The sequence below is a fragment of the Winogradskyella sp. genome (genome assembly GCF_013213835.1).
Classification (GTDB): Bacteria; Bacteroidota; Bacteroidia; order Flavobacteriales; family Flavobacteriaceae; genus Winogradskyella.
Window position 1 is genome coordinate 18,899 of record NZ_JABSSU010000004.1, and the last position, 21,681, is coordinate 40,579.

At 33.6% G+C, this 21,681-nt stretch carries 18 protein-coding genes; 7 read left to right on the top strand and 11 right to left on the bottom strand.

The window, feature by feature from the left end:
- The first annotated feature begins 28 nt into the window (after window positions 1-28).
- Window positions 29-4,351, top strand: a complete 4,323-nt coding sequence (locus HRU50_RS05850) for a CusA/CzcA family heavy metal efflux RND transporter (protein WP_296349149.1) — start codon at window positions 29-31, stop codon at window positions 4,349-4,351.
- A 1-nt stretch (window position 4,352) separates the two neighbouring features.
- A complete protein-coding gene (locus HRU50_RS05855) occupies window positions 4,353-5,483 on the top strand; it encodes an efflux RND transporter periplasmic adaptor subunit (protein ID WP_296349151.1) in 1,131 nt (376 codons plus the stop codon).
- 63 nt (window positions 5,484-5,546) lie between these two features.
- Here the strand turns inward: HRU50_RS05855 and HRU50_RS05860 are convergent, their stop codons facing one another.
- The 6 genes from HRU50_RS05860 to HRU50_RS05885 form a co-directional block, all read right to left on the bottom strand.
- Window positions 5,547-5,927, bottom strand: a complete 381-nt coding sequence (locus tag HRU50_RS05860) for a DUF423 domain-containing protein (protein WP_296349153.1) — start codon at window positions 5,925-5,927, stop codon at window positions 5,547-5,549.
- A 51-nt stretch (window positions 5,928-5,978) separates the two neighbouring features.
- Window positions 5,979-6,800 (bottom strand): ZIP family metal transporter, encoded by an 822-nt coding sequence (locus tag HRU50_RS05865; protein WP_296349156.1) that lies wholly within the window; start codon window positions 6,798-6,800, stop codon window positions 5,979-5,981.
- A 3-nt stretch (window positions 6,801-6,803) separates the two neighbouring features.
- Entirely contained in the window at window positions 6,804-7,463 is a 660-nt protein-coding gene (locus tag HRU50_RS05870) for a metal-dependent transcriptional regulator (RefSeq protein ID WP_296349157.1), read from the bottom strand.
- Between the two features lies 1 nt (window position 7,464).
- Window positions 7,465-7,932 carry a thioredoxin fold domain-containing protein gene (locus tag HRU50_RS05875; RefSeq protein WP_296349159.1) on the bottom strand — a complete coding sequence of 156 codons (468 nt, stop codon included), beginning with the start codon at window positions 7,930-7,932 and terminating at the stop codon, window positions 7,465-7,467.
- On the bottom strand, window positions 7,932-10,286 hold the full coding sequence (locus HRU50_RS05880) for a TonB-dependent receptor (RefSeq protein ID WP_296349161.1): 2,355 nt from the start codon (window positions 10,284-10,286) through the stop codon (window positions 7,932-7,934). Before HRU50_RS05880 ends, HRU50_RS05875 begins: the two co-directional genes overlap by 1 nt.
- 90 nt (window positions 10,287-10,376) lie before the next feature.
- Window positions 10,377-11,171, bottom strand: coding sequence for a TerB family tellurite resistance protein (locus HRU50_RS05885; protein ID WP_296349164.1), 795 nt, complete (start codon window positions 11,169-11,171; stop codon window positions 10,377-10,379).
- A 120-nt stretch (window positions 11,172-11,291) separates the two neighbouring features.
- On the opposite strand from HRU50_RS05885, the gene HRU50_RS05890 reads away from it, so the two are divergent.
- From HRU50_RS05890 to HRU50_RS05900, 3 genes are all read left to right on the top strand, one after another.
- The gene (locus HRU50_RS05890) at window positions 11,292-11,702 is read left to right on the top strand and encodes a BrxA/BrxB family bacilliredoxin (protein WP_296349166.1); all 411 of its coding nucleotides are present in this window, start codon (window positions 11,292-11,294) and stop codon (window positions 11,700-11,702) included.
- An 85-nt stretch (window positions 11,703-11,787) separates the two neighbouring features.
- Window positions 11,788-12,525 (top strand): 1-acyl-sn-glycerol-3-phosphate acyltransferase, encoded by a 738-nt coding sequence (locus HRU50_RS05895; RefSeq protein ID WP_296349169.1) that lies wholly within the window; start codon window positions 11,788-11,790, stop codon window positions 12,523-12,525.
- A complete protein-coding gene (locus HRU50_RS05900) occupies window positions 12,522-13,178 on the top strand; it encodes an HD domain-containing protein (protein WP_296349170.1) in 657 nt (218 codons plus the stop codon). Before HRU50_RS05895 ends, HRU50_RS05900 begins: the two co-directional genes overlap by 4 nt.
- A 36-nt stretch (window positions 13,179-13,214) precedes the next feature.
- Here HRU50_RS05900 and HRU50_RS05905 read toward each other — a convergent pair whose 3' ends face one another.
- On the bottom strand, window positions 13,215-14,087 hold the full coding sequence (locus HRU50_RS05905) for an AraC family transcriptional regulator (protein ID WP_296349172.1): 873 nt from the start codon (window positions 14,085-14,087) through the stop codon (window positions 13,215-13,217).
- A 615-nt stretch (window positions 14,088-14,702) separates the two neighbouring features.
- Here HRU50_RS05905 and HRU50_RS05910 point away from each other — a divergent pair.
- Complete coding sequence (locus HRU50_RS05910) at window positions 14,703-15,266, top strand: hypothetical protein (protein ID WP_296349174.1); 564 nt, start codon at window positions 14,703-14,705, stop codon at window positions 15,264-15,266.
- Between the two features lie 175 nt (window positions 15,267-15,441).
- Window positions 15,442-15,594, top strand: a complete 153-nt coding sequence (locus HRU50_RS05915) for a hypothetical protein (protein ID WP_296349177.1) — start codon at window positions 15,442-15,444, stop codon at window positions 15,592-15,594.
- Window positions 15,595-15,606: 12 nt separating this feature from the next.
- Here the strand turns inward: HRU50_RS05915 and HRU50_RS05920 are convergent, their stop codons facing one another.
- The 4 genes from HRU50_RS05920 to HRU50_RS05935 all read right to left on the bottom strand — a co-directional run bounded on the left by HRU50_RS05920 (window position 15,607) and on the right by HRU50_RS05935 (window position 21,637).
- Complete coding sequence (locus tag HRU50_RS05920) at window positions 15,607-16,389, bottom strand: enoyl-CoA hydratase-related protein (protein WP_296349178.1); 783 nt, start codon at window positions 16,387-16,389, stop codon at window positions 15,607-15,609.
- A 48-nt stretch (window positions 16,390-16,437) separates the two neighbouring features.
- Window positions 16,438-17,892: an ATP-binding protein gene (locus tag HRU50_RS05925; protein ID WP_296349180.1), complete on the bottom strand. Its 1,455-nt coding sequence runs from the start codon at window positions 17,890-17,892 to the stop codon at window positions 16,438-16,440.
- A gap of 116 nt (window positions 17,893-18,008) precedes the next feature.
- Window positions 18,009-18,554, bottom strand: a complete 546-nt coding sequence (locus HRU50_RS05930; RefSeq protein WP_296349182.1) for a CopD family protein — start codon at window positions 18,552-18,554, stop codon at window positions 18,009-18,011.
- Window positions 18,554-21,637 carry a glycosyl hydrolase gene (locus tag HRU50_RS05935; RefSeq protein ID WP_296349184.1) on the bottom strand — a complete coding sequence of 1,028 codons (3,084 nt, stop codon included), beginning with the start codon at window positions 21,635-21,637 and terminating at the stop codon, window positions 18,554-18,556. Before HRU50_RS05935 ends, HRU50_RS05930 begins: the two co-directional genes overlap by 1 nt.
- Window positions 21,638-21,681 lie beyond the last annotated feature (44 nt).

Consider the following 21,681-nt stretch of genomic DNA (forward strand, 5'->3'; position numbering starts at 1 on the left):
GGGATTTTTCATTTTATCAATATGAATTATGCTAGAACATATTATTAAATTTAGCTTAAAAAACAAGCTCACCGTATTCTTAATTACACTTTTTATTCTTGGTTATGGAATTTTTTCACTTACCAAAATTTCCATTGGTGCTGTGCCTGATATCACAAACAACCAGGCACAGGTTATCACTACTTCTAGAAACTTATCTACTCAAGATATTGAAGAGTTCATTACTTACCCAATTGAGTTAGAAATGGCAAATTTACCGGGTGTTAAAGAGATTAGATCTGTTTCGAAATTCGGGCTTTCTGTAGTTACTATTGTTTTTGAAGATGACATGGGTACTTATCTCCCTAGACAACTTATTGCAGAAAAAATAAAATCTGCATCTGAGAAAATCCCAAAAGGTTTTGGGACACCCGAAATGGGACCTATTTCTACAGGATTAGGTGAGATTTATCAATACATCCTAGATGTAGAAACAGAATATAAAGATCAATACTCCATAACCGACTTACGCACCATCCAAGATTGGATTGTGAAACGTCAATTATCCGGTATTCCAGGTGTGGTTGAAGTAAATACTTGGGGCGGATACTTAAAGCAATACGAGGTGGCTTTAAACCCAAAAAAACTTAACGCAATGCATATTTCGATAAAGGAAATATACAATGCTTTAGAAAAAAATAACAGCGTTGCTGGCGGTGGTTATATAGAAAAAACTGATGAAGCCTATTTTATTCGTGGCCAAGGCCTTATAACAAGTCTAGATGATATAAAGTACATCGTTGTAAAAAATGAACAAACTCCAATATATGTAAAAGATGTAGCACATGTAGGCTATGGTAGTGCAACACGTTTTGGTGCTATTACAGGTAATGGTGAAGGGGAAAAGGTACTAGGACAAATAATGATGCTAAAAAATGGTAACTCAAAAGCCGTTATTGAAGCCGTGAAAGAACGCGTGTTATCAATACAAAAAAGTCTTCCTAAAGGTGTCTATATTAATGGGTTTTTAGAACGTAGTGAGTTGATTGATAAAACCACTTATACCATAACTGAAAACTTAATTTTAGGCTCACTAATCGTCACTTTTGTGGTGGTATTGCTTCTTGGGAATATTCGTTCTGGTCTTGTTGTTGCCTCAGTCATTCCTCTTAGTTTATTATTTGCCATTTCACTTATGAATATTTTTGGTGTAGATGCCAACCTTATGAGTCTTGGTGCTATTGATTTTGGAATAATTATAGATGGCGCAGTAATTATTGTTGAATACATAGCCTTTAAAGTTATAACTCAAAGTAATAAACTTAGTACTAGTAATAAACAAAAGTATCAATCTCATATTGATAAAATCACCTTAAAAAGTGCTTCTAAGATGATGAATTCTGCCATTTTTGGACAACTAATAATCCTTATTGTTTTCATACCAATATTGTCATTAAGCGGTATAGAAGGAAAAATGTTTAAGCCTATGGCGTTAACATTTAGTTTTGCACTCATTGGCGCAATGCTGCTTTGCCTAACCTATGTACCTGTTGTATCATCCTTATTTCTGAGACCTCAAGAGCCTCAAAAAAATAATTTTTCACTTCAACTGACAAATCGTATTAATGCTTGGTATAGACCAATTATAATCTCGGCATTACAGCATAAAAAAGCAGTTATAATTTCTTCCATCTGTCTATTAAGTTTAAGTGTTGTTATATTCAGTAGAATGGGTGGCGAGTTTGTACCTACCTTAGATGAAGGTGATTTTGTAATACAACCCGTCTTAAAAACTGGAACTGCTTTAGGAAAAACAATAGAAATCACCACAAAAATTGAAACTTTACTTTTAGATAACTTTTCTGAAGTTGAACAAGTGGTAAGTCGCATTGGTGCAGCAGAAGTTCCTACGGATCCGATGTCCATGGAAGAAAGTGATATTATTATAAAATTAAAGCCAAAGCGTCAATGGGTTAATGCTAAAAGTAAAGACGAACTAGCAGATAAGATTAAAGAGGCTCTTAGTGTTTTTCCTGAGATAGAAATTGAATTTACTCAGCCCATTGAGATGCGCTTTAATGAACTGATTACAGGTGTTAGAGCGGATGTTGCAATAAAAGTTTTTGGTGAAAATCTTAATATTCTTTCTGAAAAGGCAGATGAAATTAAGAACCTTATTAAGAGCGTAGAAGGCGCCTCAGATATCTCAATAGAAAAAGTTGAAGGACTACCTCAAATGAATGTTACTTATGACAGAAAAAAAATTGCCCGTTATGGCTTAAACATTTCAGATGTAAATAGAATCATTTCTATGGGGTTTGCTGGCGAATCTGTTGGTCAAATTTTCGAAGGTGAAAAACGTTTTGATTTAGTACTACGCTTAGATAAAAACAACAGAAAAGACCTTTCTAGTTTAAAAAACTTATATGTAGATACGCCTAATGGTGGCAAAATTCCTTTAAGCGAATTAGCACAAATTAAATATACCGAAGGTCCCGCAAAAATTTCTAGAGATGATACTAAACGTAGAATAGTAGTTGGCGTCAATGTTCGTAACAGGGATTTACAATCTGTTGTTAACGATATTCAATCTATACTAGATAAACAGTTAAATCTACCTGTTGGATATACCGTTTCTTATGGAGGTCAATTTGAAAATCTTCAAACAGCGAAAGGCCGATTACTGTTTGCTGTTCCAATTGCACTAATCCTAATTTTTATACTTCTCTACTTCGCACTTGGTTGTGTTAAAGAAGCACTTATTGTATTTACAGCAATTCCATTATCTGCAGTAGGAGGTGTTTTATTTTTATGGCTTAGAGATTTACCCTTTAGTATTTCTGCAGGCGTTGGTTTTATTGCTCTATTTGGAATTGCAGTGCTCAATGGTATTGTACTAATAGAACATCTTAAAGATTTAAAAACTAAAGATTTTAAAAGTATTGAAGATCTCATTATTAAAGGTACGTCAGAACGCTTAAGACCTGTTTTACTAACGGCTTTGGCAGCAGCTTTTGGGTTTTTACCAATGGCAATTTCTACAAGTGCCGGTGCTGAAGTTCAAAGACCTCTAGCGACAGTCGTTATTGGAGGTTTAATTTCTGCCACAATCTTAACCATGGTAGTTATTCCAGTATTGTATGCTTGGTTTGAAACTAAGCGTAAAGTAAATATCAATAAAACTTTTATAGCAAGTGTTGCAACAATTCTATTTATTACAAGTACTACAGCACAATCACAACTTACTGTTGAACAAACTTATAATTTAGCTATAGAAAACAATTCGGACGTTAAGGCATCTCTACTTAAAATAGAAAAGAGTAAAACCTTAATTAATAGTGCTTTTAGCTTCGATAAAACTTCAATCTACTACGGCTATGACGAGAATAACCTTGCCATCAATAATAAACCAATTGGTGTTTTTGGTATTTCTCAAGATTTTAAATTTCCTACTATCTATTTTAAAGAAAAGAATGCTTACGCAAGCAAAGCAAATTTAGAGCAAATAACTCATGATGTCTTAATACTTAAAATGAAACAAGACGTTTATTCTAAGTATTACCAGTTAATTTATGCTAAAAATAAAGCAAAAACTTATAAATATATAGATAGTCTTTATGACGACTTTGCAAGTAAGTCTAAACGTCGTTTTGAACTTGGTGAAACCAATTATTTAGAGATGATTACTGCAAAATCTAAACAGAAACAAATTAAAACTTTATATAAGTCAGCGCTTAATGAAGTTAAGTACATAAGGGAGCAGCTCATAGGAATTGTGCAAGTAGATAGTATTAAAATCATAGATGAACAACTAAAGCCTCTTATACTGAAATCAGTTACAACCCAAAACAATATTGGGATCCAATTTTACGAAGAAGCAAAAAATTATCAAAATAAATTGTATCAACTAGAAAAACAAAACCTATTACTACCAGACATTAGTTTTGAATATTTTCAAGGGACAAATAATCAACTGAATGATAATTTAAGAGGTTACCAAATAGGGTTAAAAATACCTCTACTTTTTTCTGGCAACAGTTCAAAAATAAAAGTGTCAAAAATAGCTAGAGATATTATTAAAGAAGAACAAACAGACTATAAATTAAAATTAGAAGCAAAGCAAAAGTCTCTCTTAGCAACTTTAGCCCAATATAAGGACAACATTAGTTATTATAACAATGAAGGTAAACTATTAAAAATGGAAATCATTAAAACTGCTAACAGAACATTCAAAGAAGGTGAAATCGACTTCTTTCAATATATACAAAGCCTAGAAACCGCCATTGAGATTGAGTTATCCTACTTAAAAGATTTAAATACATACAACCAAACTGTAATACAAATTAACTATCTAACATTAAATATTCACTAAAATGAAATATAAATATCTCTTAATATTCCTTTACTTTTTAGCGTGTGGAAGTAATGAGGAAAAGAAAAGTTCAACCAGTAATAAGAATATAGAAAATACCAATATAACTGTTAGCAAAACAACATTCCAAAGCCAAAAGATGAAACTAGACAGCTTAAGAGAATATGTGTTTTCAAAAACTATAGAAATTAATGGAATGATAGATGTTCCGCCGAAGAATAAAGCTATAATAACCTCTTTTGTTGGAGGCTATGTTTCTCATTCGCCCCTACTGGTTGGAGATAAGGTGCAAAAAGGACAGCACTTGATAAGTCTTAAAAACCCTGAATTCATAGAAATGCAACAGCACTATTTGGAAATCTCAGAACAGCTGAACTTTTTGAAAAATGAGTTTGAAAGACAACAGGCACTTTACAACGAGAATATATCTTCTAAGAAAAATTACCTTAAGGCAGAGAGCAACTATAAAAGTCGTTTAGCCACTTATAATGGATTAAGAAAAAAATTACAATTGATGAATATTAATCCATTAACTGTAGAGCAAGGCAAATTAACCTCCACAATACACCTATATGCTCCAATTGATGGTAATGTTACGCAACTAAAAATTAGTAATGGATCTTTTGTTGAACCGAATGATATTATTCTTGAGATTATTAATACCGATCATATTCATATTGAGTTATTAGCTTTTGAAAAGGATATTATGCGCATTAAAAAAGGACAACAAATACAATTTAAAATTCCAGAAGCTTCAAATGAAACTTATAATGCAATCGTACATTTAGTAGGTACAACGATAGATAAAAATACAAGAAGAGTTCAAGTACATGGACATGTTAATACAGAGAAAACTAAGTTTTTGGTAGGTATGTACGTTGAGGCCAAAATTCTTGTGGAACCTAGAATTGCTTTTGGAATATCAAATGAAGCAATTACTAATATTAATGACAAAAATTATGTGTTAACGTTAGAGAAACATCATAAGGAAAACTATAGTTTTATCAAAACAGAAGTTGAAATTGGTCAGCAAAACAAAGATTTCGTAGAAATTTTAAACGTAAATGTTGTGGATCATAAATCTATCCTTGTTGAAGGAGTAAATACAATTTTAGAAGGTGGGAAAGACTAAAAAAGTGCTATAACCTAATGACCCATATAATATCAGGGCTTATAAACGAAATAAATATAAATTTTATTTACTGATAAGGCTAATTAAAAAGAGTAACCATCCAGCAACAAAAAACAACCCACCAATTGGTGTAATTGGCCCTAAAAATTTAAGTTTCTTTCCTTTTGAGCTACTAAAACATAACCCATAAATACTAAAAGAGAAAAGTATTACTCCAATTATAAAACACCAGATTATTGCATTGTAAAATTTTGCATTTATATCAAGGTTAAAGCCTAAAACTAATAATACAATAGCATGATACATTTGGTACTTCACTCCGATTTCAAAACTTTGTAATAACTCAGGCGTAAACACTTGTTTTAATTTGTGGGCCCCAAAAGCTCCAAGAATTATGGATAGGCCACCGAATATGGCTCCAAAAATTAATGCTATTTCGTTCATTAGTCTTATTTATTTTGTGTTGAGATTTCTGCCTACTTAGGGATGAAAAAATTACCCTAAGGCCACATCTAGTGTCATCATTACAATAAAACCACCAATAAACCCAAGGGTTGCGACATCGGTATACTTATCGCGTTGGGTTTCTGGAATTACTTCTTCAACAACCACAAAAATCATTGCGCCTGCCGCAAATGCCAACGCATAAGGTAATATTGGTGTAAAAAAGGTAACTGCAACTGCACCAATAACCGCTGCTATCGGTTCTACTATAGCAGATAATTGCCCATACCAAAAACTCTTAAATTTGGTTGCACCTTGTCTACGCATTGGCATAGAAACCGCCAAACCTTCTGGGAAGTTTTGTATCGCAATACCCAAGGCTAAAGCAACTGCTCCACCAATAGTTGCTTCAGGTATGCCTGCCGCTACTCCACCAAATAACACACCAACAGCCAAACCTTCTGGGATATTGTGCAACGTTATGGCTAAGACCAAAAGGGTTGTTCTGTGCCAAGGTGTTTTAATACCTTCTTTCTCACTATCTTTAAAGTTAATGTGCAAATGCGGGAGTACTTTATCTAAGCCAAACAAAAATAAAGCTCCAAGTGCAAAACCTACGGCTGCAGGAATCACTTTTACAAAGCCTTCGCCAGGACTCATTTCTATACCAGGTGCTAATAAACTCCAAAAACTTGCTGCCACCATGACTCCGCCAGTAAACCCTAACATGCCATCGAGAACAGCTCTATTCATACCTCTAAAAAAGAAGACTAAAGACGCACCTGCAGCCGTTAATATCCATGTAAATAAAGAGGCATATAATGCACCTAATATTGGGTCAATGGATTCGAAATATTGAATGATACTTTCCATAACTTAGATTGATTTAACGTAGATATTATTGGTAATTGCCTTGGACATTACCATTATTTTAGTGTTTATTTTTAAACTCATTGAGTGGTCGAATTCTTCAATAGCTTCAACTTGTATCTGAGTTCCTATACCAATTTGATGTTTGTCTAAATACTTTAAAAATTCTGAAGAAGAGTCTATAACCCCAACACATGTGTATGAATTACCGATTTGAGCCTGAGACAACATAATTTTATTGGTGCGTTGTATTTGGCCATTTTCATCAGGAATGGGATCACCATGTGGATCATGTGTAGGGAAATCTAAAAACGCATCTAATTCGCTAATTAACTTTTGAGATTTAATATGCTCTAATTGCTCGGCAACATCATGAACTTCATCCCATGAAAAATTTAACTTATCAACCAAAAACACTTCCCAAAGCCTGTGTTTTCTAATAATGTAAACAGCAGCTTGTCTTCCTTTTTCAGTAAGATTAACACCTTTATACTTGATATAAGTAATGAGGTTCTTGTCTGCTAATTTCTTTAGCATATCTGTTACAGAAGATGCCTTGGCATCAATTTGCTTAGCAATAGCATTAGTGCTCACATCAGTACCACTAGACTGACTAATGTGGTAAATAGCCTTTAAATAATTCTCTTCTGTTAATGTGGTGAACATCTTAGTTCTCTTTTAATATGTCTCGCATTTCTTTTGGTGATAAATACCAATAATAACGCTCTACTATATTGAAATCCTCATCTAAAAATACAGTTGCTGGTAATTCTAATTCTTCATTTTCTCTACCAGCCAAATATTCAGGAATTTGATGGTATGGATTTCGTTTTTTCCCAACGTTAGCATTTATAAAGCGTTTTCCACCAAACTCTATCTCATCTGTAGATTCTACATTGAACTTTACGGCGTAATACTCTGCATTTAATGTTTCAATAATGTCTGGTTTAGAATAAGCGGATTGCTCCATTTTTTTACAGTAAACACACCAATCCGCATAAAAATGAATAATGACCTTTTTAGGCGCATTAGCCAAAGCAGTTTCAAGCTCTTCAAACGTCAACCAATGGACTTCTTCCTTTGGTAAAGCATTTAAAAGCAAAACGGATAATATGACTACAAGCAGATGTCTCATTAATTGCGTTTTCCTATTTTAAGTCCTATAAAAAATGTTCTTGGTAATGCTGGACCATAGACATAATCTGAATCTCTTGTTGGACCAACTTCAAAATCATCCTGAAAACTATTGAATATATTCTTTACTCCAACGTTTAAAGTTAATTGAAAATCATCAGATACCTCAAATCGCTTTTCAGCATTAATATTAACGTCAAAAAACGCATCACTTTCATTTAAGCTTAAAAAGCCTGACTCGCTAATTACTCTTGGCACAATCATACTTCCCGTATAGGTACCTGTAAGTGATATATTGAAGGCATCACTTGGTGTCCAATTGGTATTTAAATAGCCATAAAAATTGGGGTTTCTCGTAAACTCAGATACTACAATGTCTTGTTCATCTGGATTACTTCCATCAGCTTCGAACAGCACTTGGGCTTCATCATACTCAGAGCGCTGCACAGTTGCACCTAGCTGAAATAACCATTTTTTCGAAGGTGAAAACCCAAATTCAATATTAGACCCATAAACTGCGGCACCTTCACCATTTCTAACCTCTTCAACTATAGAACCATTTGGCAATTGCGCACCTGTGCTCACTAGTGTAAAAGGATCTTCTAGGCTTGTGTAAAATCCTTCCACTAATAAATTAACCTGCATGGTATTAATCTCTCTGGTATAATTGAATGATCCTGTAAATGCATTTGAAAACTCAGCGTCTAAATCTTCTGATAAAATCACAAACTGTGGTTCGCCACCTACAGAGGAAATATGCAAATCTTCATTAAATGCTTGTGGTGCTCTAAATCCTCTTGCATAGCCACCACGGAACTTTAAATTTTTGGAAAACTCGTAGGCTAAGGTAACTCTCGGATTTAATGCAGTTTGTGAGACATCTGAGTTTCTTTCAATATCACCAACCACATAATTTCCATCTACACTTACATGATCTAATCGAGACCCGATTAATGCAGAAAATTTTTGATTAGGTTTCCATTCATATTGCGCATACAAACCTGTAGCTCTGACATCTTGATCTACGCTTCTATTATAACCTAAAATAACATCGTCTGTGGTACTTATATTATATTCAACACCAGAAGTTAAGATATCATTTTCAAACTCTTTAGTATACTGAAAACCACTTGCTATCGCCAAGTCTTTAGTAATTCCGTAGGCATTGATTGCGGTCAATGTATCTTGAGCAGTCCTTCCACCTCCTAAACCGCCGTAATAACTATCTCTATTGGTATATTGCACAGAACTATATAAGGAGAAGAAGTCAGTGTTTTGTGCATTATGAAAATCATAACTTGCGCCAGCCATTATAGTATTATGTGTCAATTCCTCAGTAATGTCTGTGAGATGTGGCGGTAATTCTAATTGGTCTCCACCACGACGATATTCGTTCAAAACAGTAGCATCTAAAGTAATACGACTTCTATCTGTTGGTTTATAATAAGCCTTCGTCCCAAACGTGGTATTTCTAAGTTTAACAAGTTCTGTGAAACCGTCATCGTTGGCATCCCATGCATCCCTATTTCTATGTAATCCATAAAATGTAGCTCCGCTATTTAAATCATCAGACACTAAAGACGCATTAAAATTAAGCACTCTATCTGCAGCTTCACCATCAACTAAACCCAGATAACTACCAACTTCCCAAGTATTTAAAACCGGATCTTTAGTAATAATATTTACCGTACCTGCAATGGCGTTTGACCCAAATAATGCTGAACCACCACTACGAACAATTTCAACACGCTCAATGATCTGAGTAGGTATTTGTTCTAACCCATAAACACTATTAAGCGCACTAAAAACCGCACGACTATTTACAAGAATCTGAGAATAACTACCGTCTAAACCATTTAACCTAACTTGTGTAAAGCCACAATTTTGACAATTAGTTTCTACTCTAACACCAGGTGAATAGTTCAAAGTTTCTGAAATGGCTAAAGACTGGGTTGCTGAAATTAACTTATCACCAAGAGTATTTACTATAATAGGTGCTTCTTTTTTGTTAACTCTATTTCGCGTTGCACTAACCACAACCTCATCTAGTCCAAGTTGATCCTCAATTAACTCTATAACTATATTCGTTTTATTAGCATCTGTGATACTTACATTGTCACTTTTTGGTTTAAGACCTAGATACTTTACAGAAATATTATAATCACCGTATGGAAGACTAATTGTAAATTCACCGTCTTTATTAGTGTAACACTCATACACATCTGTTTTTAGTTTAAATTTTAATAAAGCAAAAGGTATGGGTTGATTTTCGTAGTGAATACGTCCTTTGATATTTTGATTTTGGGCAAATATTGTATTAATCGCAAGTAAAATAACAATAATAGATAATCTCATTTTCAATTTTTTTTGCAAATATAACTCTATTTTTAGATATGTCTAAAAATAATTATGTGTTATACTGAAAATTACTACTGTAGTTAGTATTTACTTAAATCCACGTTGTTTTTGGATATGGTCGTAAGCTTCTTGTACTTGTCTAAATTTCTCTTCTGCTCCTTCTTGATGTTCTTCTCCTAAATGACTTAAACGATCTGGATGATATTTCTTAGCCATTTTTCGATAGGCACGTTTGACTTCATCATCAGAAACATTTTTATCTATTTCTAAGATTTTATAAGCATTATTAGTTTCATCATAAAACATAGATTTAATACTCTCAAAATCCTTGCTACTAATACCTAAGTATCCAGACATGGTGTATATCTGTTTCAATTCAACCTCAGCAATATGTCCATCGGCTTTTGCAATACCAAATAAGAAGTGTAATAATTGTAAACGAGACGCATGGTCCATCATTTGTTTTATTTGCATACAAACCTGGCGCATAGAGATATTCTGCTTACTAACGCGTTTAAACAATTCAAATGCATGATTTGCCCGATCTACACCATACATGTTACGAAACTGTTGACGAACATAGTCTAATTCGCGTTTATCTTGTTTGCCATCTGCCTTAATAATTATAGAGGCCAAAATAAGAAGGCTAACCTCAAAATCACCCGATTGGGTTTTAGGTCTTCGATCTCTTCTGGTCTGTCTTGGACGCTCTCTGTAAGGATCTCTTCTAGATTTTTTTCTTGAAGGTCTATCACCTATTAATGCAGTGCCATCACCTGACATATTATCAACAAAACTGCCTAAGGCTATTCCTATAATAGCACCTATTGGACCTCCAAAAGACCAGCCAATAGCTCCACCAATCCACTTTGCAAAACTCATATTTTAACTATAGATTTTATGAATGCATAAATATACTATTAGTTAGTGTATTACTTAAGGTAATTGTTACACATTATATATCTTTGTGCTTTGTAAAACTGATAATTAAAAATATTAAATATGTATCCAGCGGAATTAGTAAAGCCAATGCGCGAAGATTTAACAAAAGTAGGTTTTGAAGAACTACATACTGTAGAAGCGGTTGACAGCGCGATTGCTAAAGAAGGTACAACGTTAGTAGTTGTAAATTCTGTTTGTGGCTGTGCAGCAAGAAATGCAAGACCAGGTGCTACTATGAGTTTAGAAAATGCTAAACGTCCTAATAATTTAGTGACTGTTTTTGCAGGTGTAGATAAAGACGCTACAAATAAAGCAAGAGAATATATGATTCCTTTTCCACCAAGTTCGCCAAGTATGGCATTATTTAAAGATGGTGAATTGGTTCATATGCTAGAGCGTCATCACATTGAGGGTCGCCCTGCAGAATTAATAGCAGAAAACCTTATGGATGCTTACAACGAGCATTGCTAAAAATCTTAATGAAAAAGAGAAATTAAAACCACGAATTAATTCGTGGTTTTTTTGTGCTTTTTATCCATTGATTTACATTTGCAACATGCAGAAACTATTAGCTTATCCACTGACTATAATCTATTTTATTTGTTTTGGACTAACCTTGGTTATATTTCATCCAATACAATGGGTTTGCAATAATATCTTCGGTTACAAAGCTCACAAAGTAAGTGTTGATTGCCTGCAGTTTTTTTTACTACGTTGTCTTAATATTTTAGGCACTAGGTTTACTTTTACTAACCCACACAACATTGAGAAAGGAACACCTCTAATTATCGTCTCCAATCATCAAAGTATGTATGATATTCCACCTCTTATATGGTATATGAGAAAGCACCATGTTAAGTTTATAAGTAAAAAAGAGCTTGGGAAAGGCATACCTAGTGTATCTTATAATTTAAGGCATGGAGGTTCAGTATTAATTGACAGAAAAGATGCTTTAGGCTCCATAAAAGCTATTGAAAATTTTGCAAAACGCGTCTCAAAAAATAATTGGGCAGCTGTTATTTTTCCAGAAGGTACCAGAAGCAGAGATGGCAATCCTAAGCCATTTAAAACAAGAGGTTTATTATCCATGATTGAACATGCGCCCAATGCGTTGATTGTTCCAGTTACCATCAATAATTCCTGGAAAACATTAAGATATGGAAAATTTCCTATGGGTTTAGGTGCAAATATTACTTACTCAGTTCACAAACCAATACCTATTGATGAGTATGAGGATAAAAACGAACTCGTTAAAATTGTTGAAGCTCAGGTAAAGCGTAGTATAGTAGTATGACCAAAAACCAGCTGATAGAAACTACCATCGCATTTGTAAAGCAAGAATTACACAATGCTGAAGGTGGACACGATTGGTTTCATACACAAAGAGTTTATAACAATGCTAAGCTTATTTCTAAAAGTGAAGATGTTGACGTAACCGTTGTTTCTTTAGCAGCATTACTACATGATATTGCAGATTCTAAATTTCACAATGGTGACGAAACCATAGGTCCAAGAAAAGCAAGTGAATTTCTTCTCAAACAAAATGTAGATAGTATCATTATAGAACATGTGACAAATATTATTGAACACATGTCTTTTAAAAACTCTTTTGACTTAAATACTTCTTTTATTTCAAAGGAAATGGAAGTTGTTCAAGATGCAGACCGATTAGATGCTATAGGTGCCATTGGTATCGCGAGATGTTTTAATTATGGTGGGTTTAAAAACAGAGCACTTTATCATCCGGATATAGCGCCAAACCTAAATATGACAAAAGAAGAGTATAAGTTAGCTAAAGCGCCTACTATTAATCACTTCTACGAGAAATTACTCTTACTTAAAGATCAAATGAATACCAAAACAGGTAAGCGCATAGCTGCATCAAGACATAAATATATGGAAGACTTTCTCGATCAATTTTATGCTGAGTGGAACGGTGAAAAGTAATTACTTTGTTATGCTTCTAACATTCATAACAAATACTTATTGCACCACTAACTTCAACTCACTTCTATATTTTGAAGCACTTTTACCGGTAAATTCTTTAAATAACTTATTAAAATGCGAAAAGTTATTAAAGCCACATTCATAGCTGATGTCAGTAATACTCATTTGGCTTTCTGACAAGAGCTTAGTAGCATGTACTACACGGTATTCATTAACCAACTTAGTAAATGTTTTACCTGTTACTTTTTTAAAGTATCTACAAAACGCTGGCACCGTCATACTAACCTCATCAGCAATGTCGTCTAGAGTTATATGCTCTTTAAAATTGTCATTAATATGTGCAAAAATCTTATCTATTTTGGCACTGTCTTGCGGTTGCGTTTCAAAGGTGTAACCATCAGCATTTAAAATGGTGTAATCGTCAGTTTTAGACAAACTATGTAGAATTTCTAAAAGCACTAAAATCTTTTTAAACCCTTTTTTTTCAGGAAGTTTCGAAATCTTTTGCCCTAACTTTTGCTTGGTTTTAATTCCAAATAACAATCCGTTCTTGGCGCGATCAAATAAATTATTAATAGTTTCCATTTCTGGAGCACTAAAAAATTGTTCACCTAAAAAGTCTGGTCTAAATTGTACTATAGTCTCGGAACCGTTAACAGTAAGTCTATCTGTAAAACCATGATGCGGGAGATTAGACCCAATTAATAAAAGTTGACTATTATTAAAATAAGATAAATGATTGCCTATATGACGTTTTCCTTTTCCTTTGTTTACATAAACCAGCTCAAGCTCCGGATGGAAATGCCAAAACGGTTTGTTCTCACCAATGTAAGCTTCGTTTTTAATGACCCGTAAAGAACTACCAAATTCAGGACTTATCTTCTCTAAAGTAGGTTTTCTTGTTTTCATAAAAAATAGCAACAACGCAAAGATACTTCTAAATAGAAATTGAATTCTATTTACAATTATCTCTAATATACACTAAATTATCATTATTATATGTTAATTATTTGTAAAGGGTTAATATAGCATATAAATAAGCCAATATTCTTGTTCTATGCATGAATAAGAAGCGTTAATTTTGTTCTGTAAGTTTATTTAAACTGATTTTATGTTGCTCTTGGCAGAAGGATAAGAAAGAACAATAGAGCAAAAACACACATTAGAATATAAATTTGTTGTTTATATATTAGTTATTTATTTAGTTATAAAATGGGCCTTACGGCCCATTTTATTTTTACCCTTATTTTAATTCCTTTTTCTTTATTAACCATTTTATAGCAGCAAGCTTAAGATATACGATTGAAAAGTTCAAATACTTATTAACTATTGTATTGTCATTTACCTCAATTGTATTCTATTTTAACTAATTATTCAGAAAATATCTTTAATTATGTTAATTTAGAACATATATATGCCAAAACTGATGTTTTTCAGCTCATATTCTCATTATAATTTTGTCCCGTTGAATTAGAACAACCATTTCTTAAAACAAGAATAAATTGTTCATAAAACGTATTGAAAATGAAAAAAACAGTAAACAAAATTTTAGTAGTTGCATTAATGTTAGGAACATTAAGCGCAGGAGCAAACACAAGATTTGATGGTGGTGTTTCTAAAAATTCTAAACTTATTAATAAAGGAAGCCATATCATAATTACAGACCATAACGGCACTGTACTTTACAGTGGTGAATTAAAAACTAGTAATGACCTTACTAAGATCTATGATTTTTCTCATCTAAAAAATGGGATTTATTCAATTGAGATTAGTAAAGGATATGAAATTGAACTTACCTCTATAGAGATTAAAAATCAAATGGTTAAGCATCTGCCTGAAAGTAAAATCAAACTATTTAAACCAGTTGTAAGAACTGAAGAGAATAAAATAATCATCTCTAAAATAGCAACTGGCACTAAAGCAATGTCGGTTAAGCTTTATTTTGAAGATGAATTAATCTATGAAGACACTGTTAAAGGAGATGCTGTTTTAAACAGAGTTTACCAACTTGATAACATAAAAAGAGGATCTTACACTGCTGTTATTACATCCGATGAAAGAGTGTACAAAGAAAACTTTGAAATTTAATAACCTATTTAAAACTAAACAAAAAACATCAAGATATGTTTGGTGACACATCTTGATGTTTACCTGTGTAAACGTAATAATATTTTAAATCCGTTTGTAAATATTGCATATATTTTTGTTAATATACTTGTTTACAGGTGTTTAAATATTTTTAAAATTTGTAAAAAATAGAATTATGAAAACTAAGTATGCCCTTATCTTAATTTTTAGTCCAATGCTACTATTACTTTTATTGGTACTAAGTCCATTTTACGCATTACATAGACTTATTGATGAAAGATCTTATGATACATCCAATGTAGATGTTGAAATGGAAATGACTTGCTAATACCTAATTTCACTACTTTCCAGGAAAATCAGCCTTACGTTTTTCTAAGAATGCGGTAGTACCCTCTTTAAAGTCTTCGGTTCCAAAACAGTTACCGAAAGCTTCAATTTCTATATCATAGCCATTGATGCCATCTTTGTAATTAGCATTTATTGCATTGATGGCTTGCGATATAGCCACTGATGAATTGCGTATTATTTTTGATGCTATCTTATAACAAAGTGGTAACAACTCAGTTTGTTCTACAACATGATTTACTAGACCATAGTGTAACGCTTGCTGAGCATCTATCATACCAGCAGTCATTACCATTTCCATCGCTCTACCTTTACCAATAAGTTGCGGTAAACGCTGCGTACCTCCGTATCCTGGAATAACCCCAAGCGAGGTTTCTGGTAATCCCATTTTGGCATTAGAAGAAGCCACTCTAAAATGACAAGACATTGCTAATTCTAATCCACCTCCAAGAGCAAAACCATTGACAGCAGCAATAATTGGTGTGCTGAGATTTTCAGCAAAATCGAACAATAATTCTTGACCTTTTGCTGCAAGTTTTCCGCCTTCTTCAACGTTAAAATCGGCAAACTCACTAATATCTGCACCAGCAACAAATGCCTTTTCCCCACTACCAATTAGAACAATTACTTTTGTATCTGCATCATTATTTGCAGCGTCAAGAGCGTCATGTAGCTCACTTATGGTTTCTTTATTTAAAGCATTGAGCTTTTTTGGTCTATTTATAGTAATTGTGGTGATGCCATTTTCAAATTCTGAAAGGATGTTGTTGTAAGACATATAGTTTGTTGTTTTGTTGTGAGATTCCTGCCTTTGCAGGAATAGTAGTTATTTTTTAGGAAAGGTAACTGTAAAAGTAGTACCTTTATATTCTTCTGAGGTAAAGGTAATACTTCCATTAAAGGTTTCCACAATATTTTTTACCATTGCCAATCCAAGTCCCATACCACTAGTCTTTGTAGTGAATTTTGGTTCGAAGATTTTTGGTTTTGTATCATCTGAAATTCCAACGCCATTATCTTCAACTGTAATTTTAACTAAATCATTCTCAGAAAACACCTTGACTTTTATTCTTGGATCAATTTTATCATTTGGCATGGCTTGTATACCATTTTTCACCAAATTGGTTACCACTCTAATCAGTTGTGTTCTATCAAACTTTGCAATGATTTCATCTTCCAAGGCTTCATAAGAGATATAATGCTCATTAAATATGTCTAAAGCCAATCTTACAATATAAACTACGTTTAACTCTTCACTTTTTTGCGCTGGCATTTTTGCAAAATTAGAAAATGCAGAAGCTATAGAGCTCATGGTATCTATTTGTTGAATTAAAGTGTTGCTATACTCTTCAACTTTTTGATGAATATTGTCATCTTCTGGATTAAACTTTCTTTGAAAACTCTGCACACTTAATCGCATTGGTGTCAATGGGTTTTTGATTTCATGCGCAACTTGCTTAGCCATTTCTCGCCATGCTTGCTCTCGCTCGCTAGTAGCTAATTCTACGGCACTCGCTTCAAGCTCATCTATCATACTATTGTATGAATTTACTAAAGTTTCTATTTCTTCACTTGTTGACTCGATTTGAATTTTCGTGTTTCGTTTTTCAAGTCGTATTTCATTCATCTTATCACTAATAGTTTTTAGCGACTTTGTGATATATTTAGAAATAAAATACGCAAATACAATTGCCGCCAAAATCATTGCTAAATAGGCATAGCCTAAGCGCAATAAGAATTCATTCAATTCCTTATTTAAAAAATCATCGTTTTCTAGATAAGGTAAATTTAGAATAGCTAAGTTTTTAAATTTTTCATCTGTGATGTATGAATAAGACGACTGGAAGACTTGTCCATTTTCATTTGTTTTAATAACATGACGATGCTCAACGGTATTTGATAATGCGTTTAATATTTCAGCATCTAGACATTGCTCAGTAGTATCTCTTTGTATGGTTCTTTTAGAGGATTTTAAAAGTTGACCTTCAAGATCATAAAGGTTAATCTGCAGACTATGAATGGCATCTATTTCAAAAATGGCCTCTCTAAAAATAAGTGGGATATTTTCTGTAGTTACTGGATATGTTGTTTTCTGAATCGTCGAGCTGATACTCTTTCGGATGGCTTTTTCCTTACGTTCTAATCGCTCCCTATGATAATCCTTTGCTTCCTCATTATACTGGTATATGGTAACAGCGGCAATTAGAACCGAAGCTAACAGTACCAAAAGAATCATGGCAATGAATATTCTAGACCTTAAGGATAGTTTTTTTAGCTTCATTTAGGATTTATAATGCTTTAAATATAGCAATAATCGCACCAAAAGTGCTTCGCACAAAACTCAAACTTCAAAAATTAAATTACAATCTGAAGTGTTTAGAAGTTGAAATTTTAAGGTTATGCTTCTGGATTTTTAGCTCTTATATTCTTGTACAGTCTGAAACCTAGCATTAAAAGAATTCCTAATACTATAATACCAATAACTCCAAAAATCCAATTGAGAGCACTTTTTAAAATCACTAAAAACACCACAGCAAACAAAATAAAAGTTGCGCCTTCATTCCACATTCTCATGTAATTTGAAGACACTTTAATCTCATCGCGTTGCAACTGTTTATAATACACATGTGTCTTAAATTGATAAAGGAATAATAAAACCACGAAAGTTAGTTTTACATGCATCCATCCTTCTTCTAACCATGTCGGAACCAAAATCAATAACCAAATAGCAAATATGGTTGCTAAAACTGCTGATGGCCATGTAATGATAAACCATAAACGCTTGGCCATAAGTTTTAATTGCTTTCCTAATATTTCCTTTTCTGGTGATGGTTTATGAAAGGCTTCAATTTGATACACAAATAATCTTGGTATATAAAACAAACCTGCAAACCATGTGATCACAAAAATTAAGTGTAACGCTTTTATATATGAATAGGTCATTATTCCTCAATAAATAAATAATCCAACTTGTTTGAATTGAACGCTGTATTAAACGCTTTCACCTCATCATTTAAGATGGTATTAAACACTGATAATTCCTTTTCTATCTTAGCAGTTAATTCATTTTTAACGGCGATGTCTTGTGCTGTAGGTGCAAAATCTCCCATGCTTACAAGAGAATTTAAATGCCCTAATTTATTGGTTAACCTAATCGGGAAATTTAAAGGGTCTTGACCACTTCTGTTTTTGGTTTGATATAGCGCTTTTTCAATTTCTGAAAGTTGATCTTGCAGTGTTTTTGCTTTTTCAACCAATTCTTTCACACTTTCGTCATCTTTATATTGCTTTTGAAAAGCAGATAGTTGCTTATTAATTTTTCTAATCTTCTTAATAGATTTATGAGCTTCATCCATGGTTTCATTCACATCTTTAATGAATTGAAATTGTGCCTCCATGTCTGCTAAAGTGCTTTCTGCTCTTGGGTCAGCCAAAATTGTAAAATTTTGAGTTTGTGTTTCTCCATTTACATTTAAACTCACTTTATATTCACCTGGAATGGCTCTCGGGCCTTGCAAACTTGCCCACCATAAAATCATACCTTCAAGTCGTTCTGCGCCATCATAAGTCATATTCCACACAAATTGATTGGCACCTTTTTTTACTTCAAGTTTATTCTTTTTATCATCAGTTGAAAAGGTCTTAATGGTATCACCTTTCACATCAAAATAAGTTAACGATACCTTATCGTCATCCTTAAAATCTTTCAAATTAAAATATGTCATGACACCATTAGGATGATTGGTGCCAGACGTTTTGCTTCCTTCAAAACTACCACCACGCATTCTATAAGTATCTTTTGGTTTAAAAAGCACATCCTTACTTAAATCTGCATCGAATAATTGATGTATTACTGTTAAATCGTCAATCATCCAAAGGCTACGACCTTGAGTCGCTACAATTAAATTATTGTCTTTTATAGTCACGTCTGTAATTGGTACAATTGGTAAATTTAACTGAAATGGTTTCCAATCTTTACCATCATTAAATGAGATGTACATACCTGTTTCTGTACCAGCATATAACAGCCCTTTTCGTTTTGGGTCTTCTCTCAGAACTCTAGTAAAATGCTCTTCATTAATACCGTTTGTAATTTTTTTCCATGTTTTGCCATAATCTGTAGTTTTGTATAAATACGGTGCAAAATCTCCTGTTTTATACTTTGTGCCAGCCACATAGCAAGTACCTTCATCAAAAACACTTGGCTCAATACTATTAATCATCATCCATTCTGGCATACCTTTGGGCGTAACATTATCCCAAGTCTTTCCTCCATCTTGTGTTACATGAATTAGTCCATCATCACTACCAACCCAAAGCAAACCTTCTTTCAAAGCAGATTCTTGGGCCGCGAAAATGGTACAATAATACTCTACCGATGTATTGTCTTGTGTTATTGGTCCACCAGAAGATTTCAACTTTTCTGGATCATTACGTGTTAAATCTGGACTGATAATATCCCAAGACTGTCCTTCATTTTCAGTAACATGTACATGTTGAGAAAAGGTATATAACCTATCTGGATTATGCTTTGAAAAAATGATAGGGAAATTCCATTGAAAGCGATATTTCATGCCTTCTGCGCCATGACCCATTGGGTTGTCTGGCCAAACATTTATGGCTCTAACAGTTCCTGTCTTATGATTCACTCTAGTTAAAAACCCGTCATAACTTCCTCCATACACAATATCATTATCGTCTGGATCAATGGCTATATGTGCTGATTCTCCACCAGCTGTACTTTCCCAATCGTCTTCAGTAATTGAATAGCGGTCTGTTCTATGTGGAATTCTAATGGTTGAATTGTCTTGTTGTGCTACATAAATTCGATATGGAAAAGCATTATCAGTCGTCACTCTATAAAACTGTGATGTTGGTTGATTATGGTAGGTGCTCCAGGTTTCTCCACCATCATAAGTCACTTGTGCTCCACCATCATCGCCAATAATCATTCGCTTCGGATTTTCTGGTGCTATCCATAAATCGTGATGATCACCATGTGGTGCATTATACGTGCTAAATGAAGATCCTCCGTTGGTACTTTTATGGTATCTTACATTAAGGACATAAACCGTATTCACATCTTCGGTATCAGCATAAACTCTAGTATAATACCACGCACGTTGGCGCAACTTACGTTCGCTATTGACTTGCTTCCAAGTTTCTCCACCATCTTCACTTCTGTATAAACCACCTTTATCTTTATTTTCAACTATTGCCCACACACGTTGATTATTTACCGGCGAAACCGTAACACCAATAATCCCTAAAATACCGTCAGGGAAACCATCCTTTTCAGATATTTCTATCCAAGTTTCACCACTATCAGTACTTTTCCATAAAGCTGAACCTTCTCCACCAGAACTTAAACTGTAAGGTGTACGTTGTACGCGCCAAGTAGACGCATATAAAATTCTTGGGTTTGTTGGGTCAATAATTAAGTCAACTACACCAGCATGCTCATTAGAAAACAACACCTTTTTCCATGACTTTCCTCCATCAATACTTTTATAAACTCCACGTTCTTGTGTCGGTTTATAAATATTACCTAAAACACCAGCATATACAATATTATGATTGGTTGGGTGAATTGCAATACGTGGTACATGTCTAGATTTTGATAATCCTGAAGCAGTCCATGTTTTACCAGCGTCTTCACTTTTCCAAATACCATATCCAGAAGACACATTTCCTCTAACTGTTTTTTCACCACCACCAACATAAATCACATTAGGGTCACTTTTAGACACTGCAATAGAGCCTATACTTCCACCGAAAAATCCATCAGAAATATTTTCCCATTGACGACCTCCATTGGTAGTTTTCCAGATGCCTCCACCAGTAGAACCAAAATAGAATAAATTAGGTTGGTTTGGGACACCTGTTACAGCAGCAGATCTTCCACCTCTAAATGGCCCGACTAATCGATAATCTAAGGCTTCATAATTTGATTCATCAAAAGATTGGGCGTTAATTTCTAGACAGAAAAAAGATAGCACGAATGCTAAATACATGTAATTCTTCATCTTCAGTTTTGGTTAGTTATTTCATCCTAAAATTAAGGATTATA

Bases quoted from the DNA above. Each gene is read 5' to 3' on its own strand.
- HRU50_RS05850 (WP_296349149.1), top strand. From the start codon at position 29: ATGCTAGAACATATTATTAAATTTAGCTTAAAAAACAAGCTCACCGTA.
- HRU50_RS05855 (WP_296349151.1), top strand. From the start codon at position 4,353: ATGAAATATAAATATCTCTTAATATTCCTTTACTTTTTAGCGTGTGGA.
- HRU50_RS05860 (WP_296349153.1), bottom strand. From the start codon at position 5,927: ATGAACGAAATAGCATTAATTTTTGGAGCCATATTCGGTGGCCTATCC.
- HRU50_RS05865 (WP_296349156.1), bottom strand. From the start codon at position 6,800: ATGGAAAGTATCATTCAATATTTCGAATCCATTGACCCAATATTAGGT.
- HRU50_RS05870 (WP_296349157.1), bottom strand. From the start codon at position 7,463: ATGTTCACCACATTAACAGAAGAGAATTATTTAAAGGCTATTTACCAC.
- HRU50_RS05875 (WP_296349159.1), bottom strand. From the start codon at position 7,932: ATGAGACATCTGCTTGTAGTCATATTATCCGTTTTGCTTTTAAATGCT.
- HRU50_RS05880 (WP_296349161.1), bottom strand. From the start codon at position 10,286: ATGAGATTATCTATTATTGTTATTTTACTTGCGATTAATACAATATTT.
- HRU50_RS05885 (WP_296349164.1), bottom strand. From the start codon at position 11,171: ATGAGTTTTGCAAAGTGGATTGGTGGAGCTATTGGCTGGTCTTTTGGA.
- HRU50_RS05890 (WP_296349166.1), top strand. From the start codon at position 11,292: ATGTATCCAGCGGAATTAGTAAAGCCAATGCGCGAAGATTTAACAAAA.
- HRU50_RS05895 (WP_296349169.1), top strand. From the start codon at position 11,788: ATGCAGAAACTATTAGCTTATCCACTGACTATAATCTATTTTATTTGT.
- HRU50_RS05900 (WP_296349170.1), top strand. From the start codon at position 12,522: ATGACCAAAAACCAGCTGATAGAAACTACCATCGCATTTGTAAAGCAA.
- HRU50_RS05905 (WP_296349172.1), bottom strand. From the start codon at position 14,087: ATGAAAACAAGAAAACCTACTTTAGAGAAGATAAGTCCTGAATTTGGT.
- HRU50_RS05910 (WP_296349174.1), top strand. From the start codon at position 14,703: ATGAAAAAAACAGTAAACAAAATTTTAGTAGTTGCATTAATGTTAGGA.
- HRU50_RS05915 (WP_296349177.1), top strand. From the start codon at position 15,442: ATGAAAACTAAGTATGCCCTTATCTTAATTTTTAGTCCAATGCTACTA.
- HRU50_RS05920 (WP_296349178.1), bottom strand. From the start codon at position 16,389: ATGTCTTACAACAACATCCTTTCAGAATTTGAAAATGGCATCACCACA.
- HRU50_RS05925 (WP_296349180.1), bottom strand. From the start codon at position 17,892: ATGAAGCTAAAAAAACTATCCTTAAGGTCTAGAATATTCATTGCCATG.
- HRU50_RS05930 (WP_296349182.1), bottom strand. From the start codon at position 18,554: ATGACCTATTCATATATAAAAGCGTTACACTTAATTTTTGTGATCACA.
- HRU50_RS05935 (WP_296349184.1), bottom strand. From the start codon at position 21,637: ATGAAGAATTACATGTATTTAGCATTCGTGCTATCTTTTTTCTGTCTA.